We start from the raw sequence: 18895 nt of genomic DNA, 5'->3' as shown, positions 1-18895 counted from the left end.
TGCTTAATGCAAAATGTTAGGGCAAGCCAAACGAAACACATTAATAGGCGCCTGAAACTCAGAGCCAAACTCGTTGCGTAACGTGTAATGGCCTTGCATAGTGCCTACAGGTGTATCTAAAATTGCACCGCTGGTGTATTTATAGCTTTCGCCTGGGCCAATATCTGGCATTTCGCCAACAACGCCTTCGCCTTCAACTTCTACTTGTTTGCCATTTGCATCGGTAATTAACCAATAGCGGCTCAGTAATTTTGCACTGCATAAACTATGGTTTTTAATTGTTACCGAGTAAGCAAATACGTATTTTTCAAGCTCAGGTTGAGATTGGCCTTCTACGTAAAATGTTTCTACAGATACCTTTACAGGCGATCCAATGTTACTGCTTGTTGTCATAAATCCAGTTAGCTATATCAATAAATTGTTGTAAAGATAAGCGCTCAGCACGCAGCGTTATATCAATGCCAATGCTAGTTAGTTCTTCTGCGGTAAGTAAGTTACCTAAACTATTTCGTAGCGTTTTACGGCGCTGGTTAAATGCTTCTAAACACACGGTGTTTAAAATTTTAACGCTTTTTGCTGTACGTTGCTCTGGCTTTTTAGGTATTAAACGAATAACAGCAGAGTCAACTTTTGGCGCTGGTTTAAAGCACTCAGGTGGTACTTCAACAACCGGCATTGCATTACAGTAGTATTGAGTCATTACGCTTAAGCGACCAAATGTTTTACTACCTGGGCCTGCTACCATGCGTTTTACTACTTCTTTTTGAAGCATAAAGTGCATGTGCTCAATATGATCTGAAAATTCAAAAAGGTGAAACAATAACGGTGTCGAAATATTGTAAGGTAAGTTACCAAACACTTTTAATTTTTTGTCATCGCGAACCAAGCTTGCAAAGTCAAACGTCATTGCATCGCCTTGGTTAACGGTTAATTTAGGACCCAAAAATGGGTGTTCAATTAATCGTTGTGCTAAGTCTTTATCTAATTCAACAACCGTTAAATGGCCGCTTAAGTCGGCTACTGGCTCAGTAATTGCGCCAAGGCCTGGGCCAATTTCTACTAAGTTGTCTTCTGGTTTAGGATCAATCGCAGAGACTATTTTATCGATGATAGATTCATCAAATAAAAAGTTTTGCCCAAAACGCTTACGGGCGCGGTGTCCTAAATGTACTTTATCGGTCATTGATTTTGTGCTTTTTCTTGGGCGAGCTTAATTGCTTCGCGGATCGCTAATTCAAAACTGCCAACGTCAGCTGTACCAGTCCCTGCTAAATCGAGAGCAGTACCGTGGTCAACTGAGGTGCGGATAAATGGTAAGCCAAGGGTAATATTTACCGATTTACCAAATCCTTTGTATTTTAGCACAGGTAATCCCTGATCGTGATACATAGCAAGTACTGCATCTGCTTCAGATAGGTATTTATGTTGAAATAAGGTATCGGCCGGTAGTGGGCCAATTAAATTCATCCCTTCGCTTCTAAGTATTTCAAGCGTTGGGGTGATTGTTTCTATTTCTTCACGGCCTAAATGGCCATCTTCACCTGCATGTGGGTTTAAGCCACACACTAAAATACGTGGTTTTTCTATCCCAAACTTAGTTTGTAAGTCGTGATTTAAAATACCCGCGACTTTAGTTAAGCGCTCAGGAGTAATGGCACGCGACACATACGCAAGTGGAATATGCGTGGTTACAAGTGCAACGCGTAAACCTTCAGTTGCAAGCATCATAACCACATCTGCAGTATTTGATTGCTGCGCAAAATACTCAGTGTGTCCGCTAAATGAAATGCCCGCTTTGTTAATAATGCCTTTGTGAACAGGGCCCGTAACAACCGCATCGAACGTGCCATCCATGTTTTTTTCGCTTGCTATACGCAAGGTATCTAACACGTATTGGCCGTTACCGTCGTTTAGTACGCCAAGCTCTACATCCGCACCTAAATCAACCTGATGAATATACAAACTGCCCGCAGGTGCTGCTATGGCGGGGGCATTATCATCAAATTCAATTAAATTTATTGTTAAGCCTAAATGCTTTGCACGCTCTTTTAATAGTTTGCCATCAGCAATCGCTATAAGTTGAGCGTCCCACGCTTGCTGAGCAAGCGTGAGTAGCAAATCTGGGCCAATACCGGCTGGTTCACCCGGTGTAATAGCAATTCTTAGAGTCATATTTATTGGTCTATAGGGAAAATTTCAACGTGAGCTTGCTCGCGCATTTCTTGCTGCCAGTTAAAACTTTCTTCCTTAAATTTACGGTTAAACAACATACCGTGAGCACGGTTACGTTTAGCTAGTTCAGTTTTATCAGCTACACGTTTGCCAAGTAACTGCACAATATGCCAACCAAACTGTGTTCTAAACGGTTCGCTTATTTCATTTTCTTTAAGAGAAAGTAATGTATCTTTAAACGCAGGTACGTAGGTAGTTGGATCTGTCCAATCGTACTCGCCACCTTTAAGTGCAGAGCCAGGATCTTCTGAGTACTCTTTAGCAAGTTCACCAAAGTCGGCTGTTCCTGCACGTAAGTCTTTTGCAAAGCCTGCAAGCATTGAGCGTGCTTTTTCTTCACTTAAAATAATTGAAGGTTTAATAAGTATATGGCGTGAACGTACTTCAGTTGTTTCTACAACTTGTAGACCACGAACGTCTTGTACTTTTATGATATGAAAACCAGCACCAGAGCGAAGTGGGCCAACAATAGCGCCTTTCTTTTGCCCTTTTACTGCTTCAGCAAAAAGCGATGGCATTTCGTTAATGCCCATGTAACCAAGTTGTCCACCTTCAAGTGCTTTAGAGCCGCTTGATGATGAAATAGCAATACGCTTAAACTCTTGGCCATCGTTTAATAGCTCAATAACCTTATCTGCACGTGTTTTTGCATCAGCAATTTCGTCAGCTGTCGCATCGTTAGGGATATCTATTAAAATATGACCAATGTCGTACTCTTCAGCACTTTGACCTTGGGTTTCCATAATTTTTAAAAGGTTATCAACTTCTTGTTCGCTAATATAAATACGACGATCAACGCTTGCACGTGTTACTTGCTGCGTTGTGATTTCTTTACGAATTTCTTCACGGTAAGCTTGAAAGCTTTCGCCCGAACCTTCAATAGTGCGGCGTAAGTCGGCGATTGTTCCGCCTTGCTCTTTTGCCATGTTAGCGAGAGTTTGATCGAGTTGGCTGTCTGAGATTTGTAACCCCATACGCTCAGCCATTTGCATCATAAGCGCTTGATTAACTAAACGCTCTACAGCTTGTACACGAAGTGTTTCATCTTTTGGTAATTGCTGGCCTTGTTCTTGTGCTTGCTTTTTAACACGATCAATTATGGTGTCTACTTCGCTTTTTAAAATTACGCCTTGGTTTACAACGCCAATAACTTTATCTATTTCTACTGGTGCAGCCATTACACTTTGACAAAGGCTGGCACTTAAAACTGCTGATGTTAATAATTTTTTTAAATTCATATTCTTTTTACTACTCTTGCTGATAGTACTCTAGTTACTAAGAAAATACGGTCTACGATAGCCAAAAATACCTTGTTGTAATAATTTTTGTGCATCATAACGGCTTTTACTGCCAAGTCCTTTTAATACAAAATTCAAACTAATACCTGAATCAAAAGTTGCTTGTTCTTGTCCTATTGACTGATTTAAATCAGTTTCAATTTGGCGATAGCCAGTAATTTGGATAGCCCAACAGCATGATTCATACTGTAATCCGCTCAATACTTCGATACTTCTGTTGTTTTCAAGATCTCGATGATAACTCGCAATAAATTGCCATTCGTCGCTAATAGGAATACTTGTAAATACACCTGCTTGCTCGATTGTATTTCCTGAGACATCATTTGCATAGCGATGGTTCAATTGTACTAGCTGATTATTATCACCTTTATAATCTAGCGTTACATTTGACTGTACCATTTGCTTGCCATCTGTATCATATTGAATACCTCCAGCGAGGTACCAACGGCGGTGCCAATGTAACATGGTTTGAGCTGCAAATAGTGCATTATAATTAGTGTCTGAGTTTAAGCCTTGCTCTGTTGGCTTGGCATCGTCACTTAAATAAAATATTTGGCCCGCACTAAAGTTAAACACTTCTTCTTGTTTTTTATCAAATAAGCGCGTTGTAGCACCTAAAGTAAACTGATTAGCAGCTGCTATACGGTCAACACCCGAAAAGCGCACGTCTCTAAATAAACCATAATAATCATCTTGCAGTTTGGTTGTATCAAACAAGCCAATATCTGACTGCTCTTTATTAGGTGTATATAAATACTGAATTTGCGGTTCTAGTGTTTGTATACCATCTTCAAAAAAGTAAGATGCGTCACGCTCAAAATTAAGCTGAGAGTACAAACGTACTTTTGGGATAGTACGCGATACAGTATCGCTGTATTGCGTGCCGGTTAAGTTTCCGCTTTGCTTATAATTAGTTTGTAATAAGCTTACTTCAGACAAAAATGACCACGCATGCGTAGCGTAGTTGTAGCGTGCTTTTGGCTCTACGTGTACACGAGTTGCGCTGTCTATGGCCACTTCTGATGAATCATTAGTAAAATGGCTAATCTCGCCCGACACACTAAAGTCAAAATTATCAAAACGCCAAGGCGCTGTTTGCGTAAAATTAACTTGTGGTATTGCAGTGTATGACTCTAAGTGATCGCCGAGTACTTCAAAGTTTTGCACTTTAATATCAGTGCGCCATGTATCACCTAAATGGGTCAGTGAACCAGTACGATACAATTGAGTATCGGTTTTACTTGCGTAGTTTGAAGTTAAGTCGGTGATGTAATTATCATCGCTCACATTGGTTACATCAACGTTTGCGCGCCAGTTTTCACCTAGGTAGCTTTGCTGTTGCCAATGAAACATGTAGCGTTCATTCAAATCAGGCTCAGAATCATCACTATCTAAGTATTCAATCCCTACTAAGCCTTCGTGTTGCTCTGTTAGGTATCTAAACTCTGTCTGTAATTGCAGCCCTTTGTTAGACATATAACGAGGCGTAATTGTGGCATCAAAATTAGGTGCAATATTTAAATAATAAGGCGTAATTGTTTCAAGGCCGTATTTGTCAGAACTTGAAATAGTCGGGGTAAGTAAGCCCGATTTACGGCGTTCATCTAGCGGGAATGTAAAATAAGGTAAATATAAAACCGGTGTATCTAAAATACGCAATACGGCGTTATATGTTTCGCCCCAGCCTTCTTCGCGTGAAAGGTTTATTTCGTCAGCTTCAATTTCCCATGCTGGGGTGTCACTTGGGCAAGCAGTAAAGCTTGCATTCATGAGTAATAGGCCAGACTGATTAACAGTGAGCTTTTCAGCGCCGCCTTTACCTTGTTGTTCGGTTAGGCTGTAGTCGGCGCCTAACAAACTGACTTCTGAATTATTTAAATCGGCATTTAATCCGGTGCTGTTAACTTTGCTTACGTAGTCTTGATAAGTGATTGGCCCCGTTGCATTTAATAAACCACGCTGTTTGTCTATCAACGCAGTTTGTGCGGACAAACTCATCTTAAGGGTGTTAATATCAACATTGCCGGTAAATTCAGCGCTTTGAGTGCCAAGTAGCTCAACATCATCAGCTTGAATATCAACTTCACCAAGGTTAAGGCCTTCAAGTGGTTGCCAAGCTCTGGTTTGCATTGAAATGCCACAAAGGTTGTGTGCCAGTTCAGTTTCGGCAAGCGATGGTGCGCTAACTACGCTTAGCATCAATATGCCCCAGGTTTTGCTCATTTATCGACCTTAATACTTTGTGTTTAATATAATATACACATAATAAAGGAAAATAATGGCAATTACAGTAATTGACCTATAAAAATAGATATCTAATAAAATGACACGCTTTGAGAATTTACAACAATTTATAAACACACACCTTAATGCCAAGTCGCATACTTTAAACGCGATCACGGGGGATGCTAGCTTTCGCCGTTATTATCGTTTAAATCACGATAATAAACATTTAATAGTGATGGACTCAGATCCAAAAAAAGTGAATAACGAACCTTACACTTCGCTAAACCAGGTGTTTGTTGAGCAAGGTTTTTTACTTCCCACTATTATTGCAAGCGATGAAAAACAGGGCTTTTTTATCCTCAGTGATTTAGGCAGTACGCACTTAGCTGACATGCTTGATGATGCAAATCGCACCGAGCATTACCAAGCATTAATTAGTTTAAGTGCTCAGTGGGCAAAAACGCCCACAGCTTCTGCTATGCAAGCGTATAACGAAGATTTTATAAAGCTAGAGCTTGATATATTTAGCCAGTGGTTAGTAAGCGACTTTATTAATGAGTCACTCAGTGCCGAACAAAAAATAATGTGGCAAACAAGTTCAGAGCTATTAATAAAGGCGATGCTTGAGCAACCAACGGTTACCGTTCATCGTGATTACCATAGCCGTAATATTATGAATAGTAACGGCCAGTGGGCAATTATAGATTATCAAGATGCTGTACGCGGGCCGCTTTGCTACGATTTAGTATCGCTGCTGCGCGATTGCTACTTTAAATTGCCAGAGCAAGAATTAACAAGTTTGCTTGATTTTGCTTATCAAGAGTTTACAGCTCAAAATTTAATGGCTAACACTTCATTCGATGAGTTTAAATATTGGTTTGATTTAACCGGATTACAGCGCCACTTAAAGGCTGCGGGTATATTTTGTCGATTGTATTTACGCGATGGTAAAACAGGTTATTTAGATAATATTTTACCGACGCTTGATTACATTATTGAAGTGGCAGCAATTTATCCAGAGCTTAAAGCATTGAGTGAGTGGACAAAAAATACCATAGTGCCAAAAGTGACTGAAAAGTTGGCAAAGGAGCGCTCATGAAAGCGATGATTTTAGCTGCAGGGCGCGGGCAAAGAATGATGCCGCTAACGCAAAATATGCCAAAGCCAATGTTAAAAGTGGCAGAAAAACCACTTATTGAGCACCATATAAATAACCTTAAAGCAGCCGGCATTACCGATATTGTAATAAACCTTGCGTGGCAGGGTGATAAAATAAAAGACTACTTTAAAGATGGCAGTCAATTGGGCGTAAATATACTTTATAGCCAAGAAGTTGAAGGTGGCCTTGAAACTGCCGGCGGTATTATTGAAGCGTTACCGTTGTTGGGCGACTCGTTCATTGTAATAAATGGCGATGTATACACCGACTATGATGTAAGTGCGCTAATGCAACTTCATTTGCAACCCGGTGAGGCGCACATAGTGCTTATAGAAAACCCGCCACACAATCCAGATGGCGACTTTGCGTTGAGCCATTTGTCGCCTGATAGTCAAAAATATACATTTTCGGGGATTGGCCGCTATCAGGCTGATTTTTTTAAAGGATTAACGCAAGGTATTCGCCCCCTAGGGCCTATTTTACGTGAAAAGCTAAATGAACATTTAGTCTCTACTGAGCTCTATATAGGGCAGTGGGATGATATTGGTACACCAGAGCGTTTAAACCAATTAAACACGCGCCTTGAGGCGTAACAACTCAATTTTTAAGAAGGCAGTATTATAGATGTGGGGAAAAATTCTCGGTTTTTGTTTTGGCTTTATGTTTGGCAAAATATTTGGTGCCATTTTAGGTTTATACCTAGGTCATTTATTTGATAAAAGCTTAAAAAATAACTTTGATAAAGCAGGTGGTTTTTCTAGCTTATTTAGTGGTGACGACGTAAATGAGCGCCAAGCTTTATTCTTTTCAAGCTGCTTTGCTGTTATGGGGCATATTGCGAAGTCGAATGGTCGTGTTAGCGAAGTACATATAAAAGCGGCTAACTTGTTTATGGATGAAATGGGCTTAAAAGGTGAAGAACGCCGCGAAGCACAACATGCATTTCAGTCAGGTAAAGAGAGCGACTTTTCACTTAAAGAAACAGTACACGATTTTAAAGAACGCTTTGCTAAACGAAACGATCTAATACAGTTGTTTTTAGAAATACAAATTCAAATGGCATTTTCTGATGGGGTATTAGCCGAACAAGAAAAGCAGCTATTAGCAGAAGTAAGTAAACAGTTAGGTATTTCTAAAACACGTTTTGCATTTGTATTAAAGCGCTACCAAGCAGAGTTTAACTTTAGAAAGCAACAGCAGCAATTTAATCAGCAGCAACAAAACCAAGGTCAAAGTAGTAGTTACCGTGAAGGTTCTGGGCACCATGTACCGCCAAATAATAACATGAACCGTGCGCAAGCATTGGCGTTATTAGGTTTAAATAGCGATGCAACGCAGCGTGATATAAAAGTAGCGTATCGTAAACTTATGTCGCAACACCACCCTGATAAGTTAGTGTCGCAAGGCCTACCAAAACACATGATGGAACTGGCTGTTAAAAAGAGCCAAGATATTCAAGCTGCTTATGAGTATTTAAAAAAATCGGCGTAAAAACCCGTCTATTTCTTTTGTTAGGCGTGCGTGTTGACCGGGTTGATCGCGCAGGCCAAACAATTGGCGTTGGCGGTAATCAAATTTTGCATTTCGCTCAACCCAGCGCTGACGACTTTTAAGGCTCATTAAAATGTCTGTGCTGTCATTTGCGTAGTAAATATCAAGCAAGGCGGGTGTAACAAGTGACGCTGTTTGGCTCAAACTTTCGTTACGCTTAGTATTAGGTAAGTAACTGCTCAAACTTATAAACGCATCTAGTCTCTCATCTGGAAAATCTGCATAGTACTCCAACAACACACCCGCACTAGTACCTTGTGCAATAACCACTATATTACTCGAATCTTCCATAGCGGTTTGATACAGCGCATTAAACCGAGAAATGAGATTTATTTTATAGTTATCAAGTATGTCGTCAGTTACTTTTTCAATTGCATTAACGTAATGAGGTTCTTCTTTTATTTTTACAGGCTGTGATTGTGAGTTTGCTGCTGTGTCGGGTGATGCAGGCTCATCGGCTTTACTAGGCGCTGTTTCTGCTTCATTAGGCGTTGCTTCGGCCATTTTACTTGCTTGCCAATCAATGTCGGGTACTGTCATTGCGTAGGTGCTGTAGCCTAAATTATTAAGCTCTTTGCGCAAGTAACTCATACCTGAATTATTGGTAGGTGAAGAGTGCCAATCGGGTATAAGTATTACGATACCTCTAAAATTACTACTCATATATTCGCTATAAAGGCTTAAAAATTCCGTTTCACCCGCTAATATTGGCTTTATTTCATCACTTGGCAGTAGTCGCTCAATGTCGCTATTTTTAATACTTGATAAACTAGGTGGGGCAATATGTTCAGCCGCGTAGGCGGGGTTAGCTAAAAGTAGCGCACAGCTGAGCTGTATATAAAAAGCTGCTTTTAAAAACCGTGAAAATAGCATAACGCACCTAACTAATGACAATTAGTTAGGTATCGGCAAGGTTATCTAAAAGTTTAATAATTTACGAAGTATTTGCGCCGGTTAAAATTCTGGCTCAGCTTCAAAAGTAAGTACTTGCTCAGTTTTAGGGTGCTTTAACTTCAGCATTTGAGCATGTAATTGTAAGCGAGGAGCGGCAGCAAGTGCCTCTTTGTGGGCGTAAAGTCTATCACCTAAAATAGGGTGACCCAAGCTTAACATATGCACACGTAACTGATGCGAGCGACCAGTGATGGGGGTTAGTTCTACACGGGTTGCATTTTCTTCACGCTCAAGTATTTTAAAATGCGTAAGCGAAGGTTTACCTCTGTCGTGATCAACCATTTGTTTAGGGCGATTAAGCCAGTCACAAATAAGGGGTAAATCTACTGATCCTGTTTCAGCTTCAAGGTGTCCGTATATACGTGCTATGTAACGTTTCGCTGTTTCGCGCTCTTGAAACTGCATACTTAAATGTCTGTGCGCTGCTTTATTCATGGCAAGGCACAGTATGCCAGAAGTCGCCATATCTAAGCGGTGCACTATTCTTGCTGTTGGAAAAACACGATTAACACGATTAATTAAGCTGTCGGCATGTTTAGGATCTTTACCTGGGACAGTTAATAACTCACTTGGTTTATTAACTATCAGTAAGTCGTCATCCTGAAATAGTATCGTTAAATACGGATTCATAGGGGGATTGTAGTTAACTAACACGGCCGACCTTAGTAATTTTGAAGGGCGCTATTTTAGTAGAGCAAGCCAACAGGCTCAAGTAAAAGTTTGGCTATATTGTTTTAACTAATAGTCCAATCCTTAGCTCCTTTAAAGCGCTTTTATAACTTAATTTCTTCGGGTGTTAATAATCGATATTCACCACTGGCCAAGTTTTCATCTAGGGTAATTCCCGCAATCTGCTCGCGATGTAACTCAACCACTTTGTTATCTACCGCGTAAAGCATACGCTTAACTTGATGATACTTACCTTCACTTATTGATAAACGCAGTCCGTAATTAGCAAGTCGTTCGGCAATAGCTGGGCGGGTTAATTCTTTTTCGTTATGCAGCATGACACCTGTACGTAATTGCTCAAGTGCTTCATCGGTAATAGGCTCTTGAGTTTCGACTAGGTAGGTTTTAAATTTATTGCTTTTAGGCGACGTAATTTTATGTGACCAATCGCCATCATTAGTAATAATAACTAACCCGGTGGTATCTATATCAAGACGACCTGCCACGTGAAAATCGCTCATATTTGGCTCATCAAGTAAGTCAAAAACGGTTTTATGAAGCTCATCGCTGTTAGCGCATACATAGCCAACAGGTTTATTTAGCATGTAATAGCGCTTACCTAAAAATACCAAAGGCGTACCTTGGTGCAGAACTTCATCTTGCTGGGCTAGCTGAAAATTATGTGATGTGATTACTTCGCCATTCACGCTTACTTCTTTTCGCTTAATACTAGCGCGAGCTTGCGTGCGCGGTATTTCAGCTAAGTGGCTAATAAATTTATCTAAGCGGCAAGGGAATTTCATTTTGGTTCACATTTTTAGTCGGCTACAATGGGCGCGATTATAGCCGATAGTGAAATACCATGACAGTGCACAGCACACAAATTTTAAGCCTTTACCAAGGAAAAATAGACACGGGAGAACTGTGTTTTGATGCAGCGCAGCAAAATGCGGTGGAAGCTTTAAATACGCTAAGCGAGCAACTTCAAGCTCACACATCATGGTGGCAAAAAGCGCCCTTAATAAAAGGCATTTATTTATATGGACCTGTAGGGCGTGGTAAATCCATGTTAATGGATTTATTTTATAAAAACCTATCTATTGAGCAAAAGCAGCGACTGCATTTTCATCATTTTATAGCACAAGTGCATACCCAACTTTCGCAGCTACAAGGTCAAAAAAATCCACTTATTCTAATTGCAAAACAGTGGGCTAAAAATATTCGAATACTGTGTTTTGACGAGTTTTTTGTGAGCGACATTGGCGATGCCATGATTATGGCCAGATTGTTCAATGCGTTGTTTGAACAAGGTGTTGTGCTGGTGGCCACATCGAACGCAAAGCCAGAGCAGCTTTACTACAACGGCCTGCAACGGGCGCGATTTTTACCTACTATCGATTTAATTAATAACCATTGCCATATAATTAACGTGGCAGGGGAGGACGATCACCGCTTTAGATATGGTAAAAACAGTCGTCACTATTTTATTAATTTATCAAATCACGATTTTGAAAGTAAGTTTTTAGCTTCGTATCCGGTTGTAACATGTAGCAATACAATTACTGTGCATGGGCGTGACTTACCCTATTTATTAAGAGCCAATAATGCCTTGATGATTGATTTTATGGCGCTATGCTCAGGCCCTCGTAGTGCTAACGACTATATGTTTTTAGCAACGCAATTTGATGTGTTATATGTATCGAACGTGCCGCAAATGGGTGTTAAAGCAACGGGTAAAGTTATTGTTCACGGTATAGAAGATAGTTACCAACGCGAAAAACAAACGCTTGATGAGCACACTTTTGACGACGAAGCACGGCGCTTCATTGCCTTAGTCGATGAGTTTTACGATTGCCATAAATTGCTGGTGATAAATGCGCAAACCGACATTGAACATTTGTATAAAGGTAAAAAGTTGAGCTTTGAATATGCGCGCACGCAATCACGTATAGTCGAAATGCAAAATTGGTAACGCTTTAATATATATTGTAAACAAGCTTGCTCACGCGAAAAGCGAAGCGCCCTCTAAACCTCTTTGTGAATAAATCACTTAAGATCTTATTGCACAAAGAGAAGTAAAAGAGGAGTAAATGAGAAGACATAAAACAATAGTAATTTGTATTAGTTCAGACAAGATCTGACACAGGGGGAAAGCGCAGCGCCCTCTAAACCTCTTTGTGAATAAATTACTTAAAACCTTATTGCACAAAGAGGGGTAAATGAGAAAACATCAAAGCATAGAAATTACGAGCTTTGCTCGTCACAGCCAGCAAGCTGTGCTTATACAAGTAAATTTAACCACGGTGTTAAACTTACCCTTCTTGGCGCACTATATTCTCAAGGGCGCGAATATTAGTAATTAAGTCCTGGCGTTGTGGGTTGGCTTGTAATGCTTTTCTAAGATGCTTTAGCGCACTCGGGTAGTCTTTAGAATCAATCGCTATTTGCGATAATCCAAGCCACGCCGATAGTTGGTAATCAGGTAGAGCTTGTGCACGAACATACATAAGTTTAGCTTGGGTAAGTTGGCCTTTACTACGATATATACTCGCTAAACTAAGTAGGGCATCACCTAAATTCGGATTTATTTTAAGTGCATTATTTAAGCTTTTAAGAGCACGTTTAGTATTACCTTGTTGCATAGAAATTTGTGCGCTGTATACAGAAAACTGCGCTTGTTCATCACGGGGTAGCTGCTTAGTTAATCTTTTTGCGCTGCCTATTAGCTCTTTAGCTAAATCCCATTTTTGTTGAGATACAAGCCAGCCTAAAGTTTGCATCGTGGTATTAATAACCTCAACTTGCTGCTGTTTAGTGGCGTGTTTTAAACCTTGCTTTAATAAACTCACTGCGCGTTCAGTGCTGCCTTCAGTTAAATGCAGCTGGGCTGCTAAAAGCTGATTACTGGCATCTTTAGGGTTGAGTTTTAGGGCTACTTCAATAGCAGCTAGCGCTTGCTTTTTTTGATCAAGTTGTAACGCTATTTGCGCACGTTGCAGCCAAAGTTCAGCTTTATCAGGGCTTTTATTAAGTAATTCTTTTAGTAATGCACTTGCCTGACTTAAATCACCCGATTCAATTAACGCAAACAATAGACCTTGTTGATATTGGCTTGTTTCTGGCGCTAGCATAAGCGCCTGGCGGTACGCCGCTACTGCGCTCCAAGGTTGGCTATGCTGCACGTGTATATAAGCAAGTTGCGCATAACTTTGTGCGTCAGCTTGGCCTAGTTCAATACTGTGAACTAGGTGTGTTTGTGCTTTGTCATACTTTGCTTGTTGCATATATAAAAGGCTCAAACCTTGGTGTGCTTTTACTAAATCAGGTGAAGCTTTTAAACACGCTAGGTAAGCTAGTTCAGCGTTATTAAAGTCTTTTGTTGAAAGCAGTACTTGTGCACGTAATAAGTTTAAAGCAGTGCTATCTTGGCTTATATCTCGGCCTTTAAATAGCGCCGCAACTTCACTGTAATTACCGGCTTGTAATAGTGGTTGTACTTGGCGAGCAAAACCGCGCTCGGTCGGCTCAATAAGAACCTCTGTAGGGCCTAGTAATTTATTATTTATAGCCAACTGCCATGTTGGATCGCTAGGTGATAAGGTTACTTTTAGTGGCGCACTTTTCAATGGCGTACTAGCAGCGCTTGCATGCACGCTACTTACACCTAATAAAGGGAGTGAGCACATTAAAGTAGTGATAACTGCGCGAGTTAATGGTTTTAGCGTTTTAAATATATTCATATTTTTCATTTTAATAGGCTTAAGGTTTAAATTCGATTGGCCAAATAAAGCGAGCGCGTACGGTTTCACCTTCTTTTTTAGGTGCACTAAAGCGGCTTTGTTTAATAATTTTGTCGATAGCTGGTTTAAGTTCAGGGTATGGGTTTTGTACTACCTCAATTAAACTTAACTTGCCACTTTCATCAATAAATACATCGAGTTTTACAGTAAATACATCAACACCTCGGCGGGTTAAGCTTTTTGGTAAAACGGCCTTGACAGGAGTAAGTAAAGTGGGGAGACCATCGAGTTGATTTAAGCTAAATGCATCCCAATTTACACTCATTGATTGCCATTGTGGCGCGCTTACTTTTACGTTGGGTGTATCGGGTTTTACAATACTTAAATCACTCTTTATCTTAATTTTTACGGCTTGAATTGACGCGCCTGCACCTTCTACCGCTAAGCTTTGCATTGGCTCACTTGTTTGCTGTTGTGATATTGATGGAGGAGGGGGAGGTGGCAGTGCCACCATGGCAATCTCACGAACAACCACTTTGTCTTGCATATGATGTTCTGCAAGTTGCCCAAGCCATAAAAGCAGTAATGCAGCACTAAGTACAATGAGGCTAAGGCCAAATGCAAACAGCGGATGGCGATTATTCTTTGTTTTTTGAAGCGGGTTAATCGTCTGCATATTATTGTTTCGTAGCTAAGTTAACTTGCGCTGCGCCTGCCAGCTTTGCTTCGTCAATTACTTGAACAAGTAACTCAGTAGGTACTGTTTTATCAGCTTGAATAACCACAGGGCGTTGTTGCTGTTTTAACATTTGCTCGACACTACTACGTACGATATGTCGGATAAGTTATCGTTTGGTTTAGGTGCGCAGTATGTAGGTGAGCGTTACAACGGCACTACGTCAACACGCTCTCGTGCGCCAGGTTATACTATTTTTGACCTGATGGTTGCGTATGACATATCAAAAGATTTGAGCCTGCAGCTTAATGGTGAAAACCTAGGTGATAAAGATTACGTTGATCAGTTAGGTGGTGGACACTTTGTACCAGGTGATGGTCGTAAGTTTAGTTTAACAGCGAGCTACTCTTTTTAATTTTAAAACAAATTAAAAAATAAAAGTAAGCATAAGGGCAGGCCTATTACCTGCCCTTAATTATTTGATGAAAATGTGAGAGGGCGCACATGATAGTTAAAATTCCAGAGCTATTAACGAAAGAAGAAGTGGCGTATTGCCATGAGGTTTTGCTTAAAGCGCAGTGGGCCGATGGCAGTATTACCGCAGGTCATCAATCAACCAAAGCAAAAAATAACTTACAGCTACCTGAAAATAGTCCTGAATGCCAAGAGCTTGGCGATATTATTATGGCAGCACTTGCGCGTAGTAATTTGTTTATGTCCGCTGCGCTTCCTGCAAAAATTTTTCCTCCGTTATTTAATTGCTATCAAGGCGGGCAATCGTTTGGTGTGCATGTAGATAATGCAATTAGACAAGTGCCGGGTACGCCAGTAAAAATTCGTACAGATGTATCAATGACGTTATTTATTAATGACCCTGAAGACTATGAGGGTGAGCTTGTTATTGAAGACACTTATGGCTCACATAGCGTAAAGCTCCCAGCAGGCAGTATGGTGTTGTACCCTTCAACGAGTTTACATCGTGTAATGCCTGTAACGAGTGGGCGCAGATTAGCCTCATTTTTTTGGCTGCAAAGCATGGTAAACAGCGACGAAAAACGTGGTTTGTTATTTGATTTAGATATGTCGATTCAAAGTTTGCGCAGCAAAGTAGAAGATAGCCCAGAGATTATTCAATTAACAGGTGTGTACCATAACTTACTAAGACAGTGGGCACAGACATAACGAATATACTCGTTATTAAATACTGGATATAAGTATTTAAATATAAGTATTTAAATATAAGTAATTAAAAGCTGCGCTTTTCGCGTGAGCAAGCTCAACGCCTACAGTCAAAACTTAACGCTGTGGTTAAATTACCTGTAGATACCATCTCTCATTTTAAGCTTCAAGGTCGTATTTAACTTTCTTGGAGCTTAAACGCTTCTTGGTTTTTTATTACACCAAAACATATATGAATGAGCTTTCGCATATTTGCACACACAGCTTGCATCGGTGTTTTACCATTATTTATTAACGTTAACTTATGTCGTTTTATTGTTTTATTCCATTGCCCTGCAACAATGGCCGCCATATAAAGTTTACATCGAATTCTGGCTGGCCCAAGTTTACTGATTGATGTTCGCCCTTTTAATTTACCCGATTCATTATGCCGTGGAATTAATCCACAATAAGCCGCCGCTTCTTTGGCTTTATTAAATTTTTTAGCCGCAAATAAATACGTCAGCTCTCTCGATAATACGGGCCCTATGCCAGGGATAGACTCAAGTAGTTTCCTGTTTCTTTTTAAATCAGGTTCATTATCTATGTGGTTATCAATGTCAGATTTAAGCTGTTTAATTTCGTCATCTAAAAACGCGATAGTTACTTTTATCGATTGGCAAACACGCGCGGAAACGTTGCTGAATTCACTTGCTTCTAATCGGTTAGCTTCTCGTTGTCGGTTACTCTCAAGCGCATCTAAACGACGGATAAGGGCTTTAAGCTCTCTAACTTCTAATGCATCAGGTTGCCAATAACTAACGACTGCGTGCTTAGCACAGCCGTAATGAGCAAGCATCGTTGCATCAGATTTGTCTGTTTTATGAATTATGTTTAAAGCGTCTGCATACTTTTTAGCTTTACCGGGATTCGCTAAAATAATATTAAAGCCTTGCTCGTGTAAAAAATACATCAGTGCTTCATGATAAACACCCGTTGGTTCGAGGGTGATAACGAGCTCATTAGCAGCGCTTTTAGTTGTATTTAAAAGCCATTTTTCTATTGCTAAAAAGTCTTGATGCTTGTTTTTAAAGACTTTTGTTTTAATTTTGTTTGTAAGCTGGTCTCTCAACCACGATAAATCAATCTTCTCTTTACTAATATCAATGCCGATAAACATCATCTCTACTTACTCCCCTTGTACATACAGCATCTACTTAAAAAAAGTGTGCTTGGATACCATTCAGTTTCTGAGAATAGAAAGTCAGGGCCTTATCTACGGAGCAGTATTAAATACAAGACGCACAGGCAAGCTCACTGACTTCGATGTGATAAATGATAGCTAATCATTTATCAATGAGAGATACAAGACGCGCAGCTTGCTGGCGTAACGAGCGAAGCTCGTAATTTCTATATTTGCTCACTTGCCGTTTTTGCTTAACCTTTATAACCGTTAGGGTTATTTGACTGCCAGCGCCAGGTATCTTGCATCATTTCATCAATACCGCGCACTGCTTCCCAGCCAAGTTCATTAAGTGCTTTTTCTGGCGCTGCATAACACGCTGCAATATCACCAGGGCGGCGAGGTGAAACCTGATAGGGTACAGCCTGATCGCTTGCTTTAATAAATGCATTAACCATTTGTAGTACAGAGTAACCATTACCAGTACCTAGGTTATAAACTAATGCACCCGTACTGCTGGCAATTTTATCAAGCGCTTTTAAATGGCCAATCGCTAAATCTACAACATGTATATAGTCGCGCACACCAGTGCCATCAACTGTGTCGTAGTCATCTCCAAATACAGCGAGTTGCTTTAATTTACCTACCGCTACTTGTGCGATAAACGGTAAAAGATTGTTTGGAATACCATTAGGATCTTCACCAATTAAGCCCGACTCATGTGCACCCACTGGGTTAAAGTAACGCAAAATAGCAAACGCAAAGCGCTCATCTGATTTAGCGATATCTTGTAGCATCATCTCAACCATCAGCTTAGATGTGCCGTAAGGGTTAGTAGTACCGCCTACAGGGAAATCTTCTTTAATTGGTAAGCTAGCAGGGTCGCCGTATACCGTAGCTGACGAGCTAAATACTAATTTAAATACACCTGCGTCGCGCATTGCATCAACAAGCGTAAGCGTACCTTGTACATTGTTTTGATAGTACTCAATGGGCTTTGCAACCGACTCGCCTACTGATTTTAAGCCCGCAAAATGTATAACACTATCAACCGTGTGTTTTGCAAATACTGAATCTAAAAAGAATTTATCGAGAATATCGCCTTGGTAAAAAGTGGCCTCTTTGCCTGTAATATTCTTTACGCGCGCAAGTGATTCTTGTGATGAGTTACTTAAATTATCAATAACAACAACATCGTTACCTTGCTGTAAAAGTTCTAAAACAGTGTGCGAGCCAATATAGCCAGCGCCACCGGTTACTAAAATAGTCATGAAAGCTCCGTGGGTACCTTTTATCAATTGAGTTAATTTCACCATAAATAGAGGTGATTTACATGCTTTATCTGTAATTTATATGATTTTAATCGTATTTTTTTGATATCAGCACATAAAATATTTTTGATTACATTTTGTGCAAAACAAGTAACACTTGATTCGTAAGATTAAGTTATAGTTAATAAACAAGTGCTAAAATAGCTCTAGTAATAGCTATTTTAGGTTTACTCCAATCCACACTTTTGTGATTGGTTACCTCTTTGGAGAAAGATATGAATTTAGTTAAAAAAATAGCAACAACAATGTGTATCGCATTACCTGCGCTTGCCCATGCTGGTGAGTCTGTTGTTAAATGGAATGACTTTAATGATTATCGTGATGTGCGAGCGTCTAACCAAGCTAAGGGCTCGTATCACAAAAGTATTGCGGCAAGTTTTGAAAAACATATGTCTAAATTAGCTGAGCAACTACCAAAAGATTATAAGTTAAACGTAGAGTTTACTGATTTAGATTTAGCGGGAGATGTGCGTTATGGTGGTATGGAGGAAATTCGTGTAGTAAAACCAATATACTTTCCACGCATTAAGCTTAATTATTCGTTAACCGATAACGACGGTACCGTGCTTAGTAAAGATACTGATGTGGAGCTCAAAGATATGGGCTTTATGGATAAAATTAAAATGGGCCGCGACGAATCACTATATTACGAAAAACGCTTATTAACAGAATGGTTTGGTGAGCAAATATTACCAAGTTTAGATTAACTTAAAATAAA

Annotated in this window: 19 protein-coding genes and 1 pseudogene; 7 read left to right on the top strand and 13 right to left on the bottom strand. The window is 40.0% G+C overall.

The annotated features are described in order from the left end of the window. Positions 1-3: 3 nt before the first annotated feature. The 5 genes from apaG to lptD are packed head-to-tail and all read right to left on the bottom strand — an operon-like array spanning position 4 to position 5753. Positions 4-393, bottom strand: a complete 390-nt coding sequence (gene apaG, locus L655_RS0122980) for a Co2+/Mg2+ efflux protein ApaG (RefSeq protein WP_002960839.1) — start codon at positions 391-393, stop codon at positions 4-6. Further along, positions 377-1183 carry a 16S rRNA (adenine(1518)-N(6)/adenine(1519)-N(6))-dimethyltransferase RsmA gene (rsmA, locus tag L655_RS0122975; protein WP_002960838.1) on the bottom strand — a complete coding sequence of 269 codons (807 nt, stop codon included), beginning with the start codon at positions 1181-1183 and terminating at the stop codon, positions 377-379. The genes apaG and rsmA overlap by 17 nt, the downstream gene beginning before the upstream one ends. Beyond that, a complete protein-coding gene (pdxA, locus tag L655_RS0122970) occupies positions 1180-2172 on the bottom strand; it encodes a 4-hydroxythreonine-4-phosphate dehydrogenase PdxA (protein ID WP_024589800.1) in 993 nt (330 codons plus the stop codon). The genes rsmA and pdxA overlap by 4 nt, the downstream gene beginning before the upstream one ends. 2 nt (positions 2173-2174) lie before the next feature. Next, entirely contained in the window at positions 2175-3470 is a 1296-nt protein-coding gene (gene surA, locus L655_RS0122965) for a peptidylprolyl isomerase SurA (RefSeq protein WP_002960833.1), read from the bottom strand. Between the two features lie 30 nt (positions 3471-3500). After that, positions 3501-5753: an LPS assembly protein LptD gene (gene lptD, locus L655_RS0122960; RefSeq protein ID WP_024606390.1), complete on the bottom strand. Its 2253-nt coding sequence runs from the start codon at positions 5751-5753 to the stop codon at positions 3501-3503. A 100-nt stretch (positions 5754-5853) separates the two neighbouring features. On the opposite strand from lptD, the gene L655_RS0122955 reads away from it, so the two are divergent. The 3 genes from L655_RS0122955 to djlA are packed head-to-tail and all read left to right on the top strand — an operon-like array spanning position 5854 to position 8406. Further along, positions 5854-6855 carry a phosphotransferase gene (locus L655_RS0122955; RefSeq protein WP_024606389.1) on the top strand — a complete coding sequence of 334 codons (1002 nt, stop codon included), beginning with the start codon at positions 5854-5856 and terminating at the stop codon, positions 6853-6855. Continuing rightward, positions 6852-7508, top strand: coding sequence for an N-acetylmuramate alpha-1-phosphate uridylyltransferase MurU (murU, locus tag L655_RS0122950; protein ID WP_024606388.1), 657 nt, complete (start codon positions 6852-6854; stop codon positions 7506-7508). Before L655_RS0122955 ends, murU begins: the two co-directional genes overlap by 4 nt. A 31-nt stretch (positions 7509-7539) precedes the next feature. Continuing rightward, the gene (djlA, locus tag L655_RS0122945) at positions 7540-8406 is read left to right on the top strand and encodes a co-chaperone DjlA (RefSeq protein WP_024600316.1); all 867 of its coding nucleotides are present in this window, start codon (positions 7540-7542) and stop codon (positions 8404-8406) included. Here the strand turns inward: djlA and L655_RS0122940 are convergent. From L655_RS0122940 to rsuA, 3 genes are all read right to left on the bottom strand, one after another. Further along, positions 8389-9339 carry a DUF3530 family protein gene (locus tag L655_RS0122940; RefSeq protein ID WP_024606387.1) on the bottom strand — a complete coding sequence of 317 codons (951 nt, stop codon included), beginning with the start codon at positions 9337-9339 and terminating at the stop codon, positions 8389-8391. The genes djlA and L655_RS0122940 overlap by 18 nt on opposite strands. An 81-nt stretch (positions 9340-9420) precedes the next feature. Next, on the bottom strand, positions 9421-10074 hold the full coding sequence (rluA, locus tag L655_RS0122935) for a bifunctional tRNA pseudouridine(32) synthase/23S rRNA pseudouridine(746) synthase RluA (RefSeq protein ID WP_024606386.1): 654 nt from the start codon (positions 10072-10074) through the stop codon (positions 9421-9423). Between the two features lie 119 nt (positions 10075-10193). Beyond that, positions 10194-10892, bottom strand: a complete 699-nt coding sequence (rsuA, locus tag L655_RS0122930; RefSeq protein ID WP_024596710.1) for a 16S rRNA pseudouridine(516) synthase RsuA — start codon at positions 10890-10892, stop codon at positions 10194-10196. Between the two features lie 59 nt (positions 10893-10951). On the opposite strand from rsuA, the gene zapE reads away from it, so the two are divergent. Beyond that, positions 10952-12061, top strand: a complete 1110-nt coding sequence (gene zapE / locus L655_RS0122925) for a cell division protein ZapE (RefSeq protein ID WP_024606385.1) — start codon at positions 10952-10954, stop codon at positions 12059-12061. Positions 12062-12401: 340 nt separating this feature from the next. Here the strand turns inward: zapE and L655_RS0122920 are convergent, their stop codons facing one another. The 3 genes and pseudogenes from L655_RS0122920 to L655_RS0122910 form a co-directional block, all read right to left on the bottom strand. Then, positions 12402-13829 (bottom strand): tetratricopeptide repeat protein, encoded by a 1428-nt coding sequence (locus L655_RS0122920; protein ID WP_024596708.1) that lies wholly within the window; start codon positions 13827-13829, stop codon positions 12402-12404. A 19-nt stretch (positions 13830-13848) separates the two neighbouring features. Beyond that, positions 13849-14505: an energy transducer TonB gene (locus tag L655_RS0122915; RefSeq protein WP_024606384.1), complete on the bottom strand. Its 657-nt coding sequence runs from the start codon at positions 14503-14505 to the stop codon at positions 13849-13851. Position 14506: 1 nt separating this feature from the next. Next, positions 14507-14659: pseudogene (locus tag L655_RS0122910) on the bottom strand (biopolymer transporter ExbD); the annotation flags it as partial. Positions 14660-14662: 3 nt separating this feature from the next. Here L655_RS0122910 and L655_RS0122905 point away from each other — a divergent pair. Next, the gene (locus L655_RS0122905) at positions 14663-14920 is read left to right on the top strand and encodes a TonB-dependent receptor (protein ID WP_241764543.1); all 258 of its coding nucleotides are present in this window, start codon (positions 14663-14665) and stop codon (positions 14918-14920) included. An 89-nt stretch (positions 14921-15009) separates the two neighbouring features. Further along, positions 15010-15687 carry a Fe2+-dependent dioxygenase gene (locus tag L655_RS0122900; RefSeq protein WP_024606382.1) on the top strand — a complete coding sequence of 226 codons (678 nt, stop codon included), beginning with the start codon at positions 15010-15012 and terminating at the stop codon, positions 15685-15687. 175 nt (positions 15688-15862) lie between these two features. Here the strand turns inward: L655_RS0122900 and L655_RS0122895 are convergent, their stop codons facing one another. Beyond that, a complete protein-coding gene (locus L655_RS0122895) occupies positions 15863-16846 on the bottom strand; it encodes an IS110 family transposase (RefSeq protein ID WP_024599096.1) in 984 nt (327 codons plus the stop codon). Between the two features lie 254 nt (positions 16847-17100). Then, a complete protein-coding gene (galE, locus tag L655_RS0122890) occupies positions 17101-18117 on the bottom strand; it encodes a UDP-glucose 4-epimerase GalE (RefSeq protein ID WP_007585049.1) in 1017 nt (338 codons plus the stop codon). Positions 18118-18392: 275 nt separating this feature from the next. Here galE and L655_RS0122885 point away from each other — a divergent pair, with 275 nt between their 5' ends. Then, positions 18393-18884, top strand: coding sequence for a DUF3016 domain-containing protein (locus tag L655_RS0122885; protein ID WP_024606381.1), 492 nt, complete (start codon positions 18393-18395; stop codon positions 18882-18884). Positions 18885-18895 lie beyond the last annotated feature (11 nt).

Origin of the sequence: Pseudoalteromonas sp. TAE79, from assembly GCF_000498015.1 — a bacterium.
Taxonomy (GTDB): domain Bacteria; phylum Pseudomonadota; class Gammaproteobacteria; order Enterobacterales; family Alteromonadaceae; genus Pseudoalteromonas.
The sequence above is the reverse complement of the archived record's forward strand: the minus strand, read 5'-3'. Positions and strand labels throughout refer to the sequence as shown.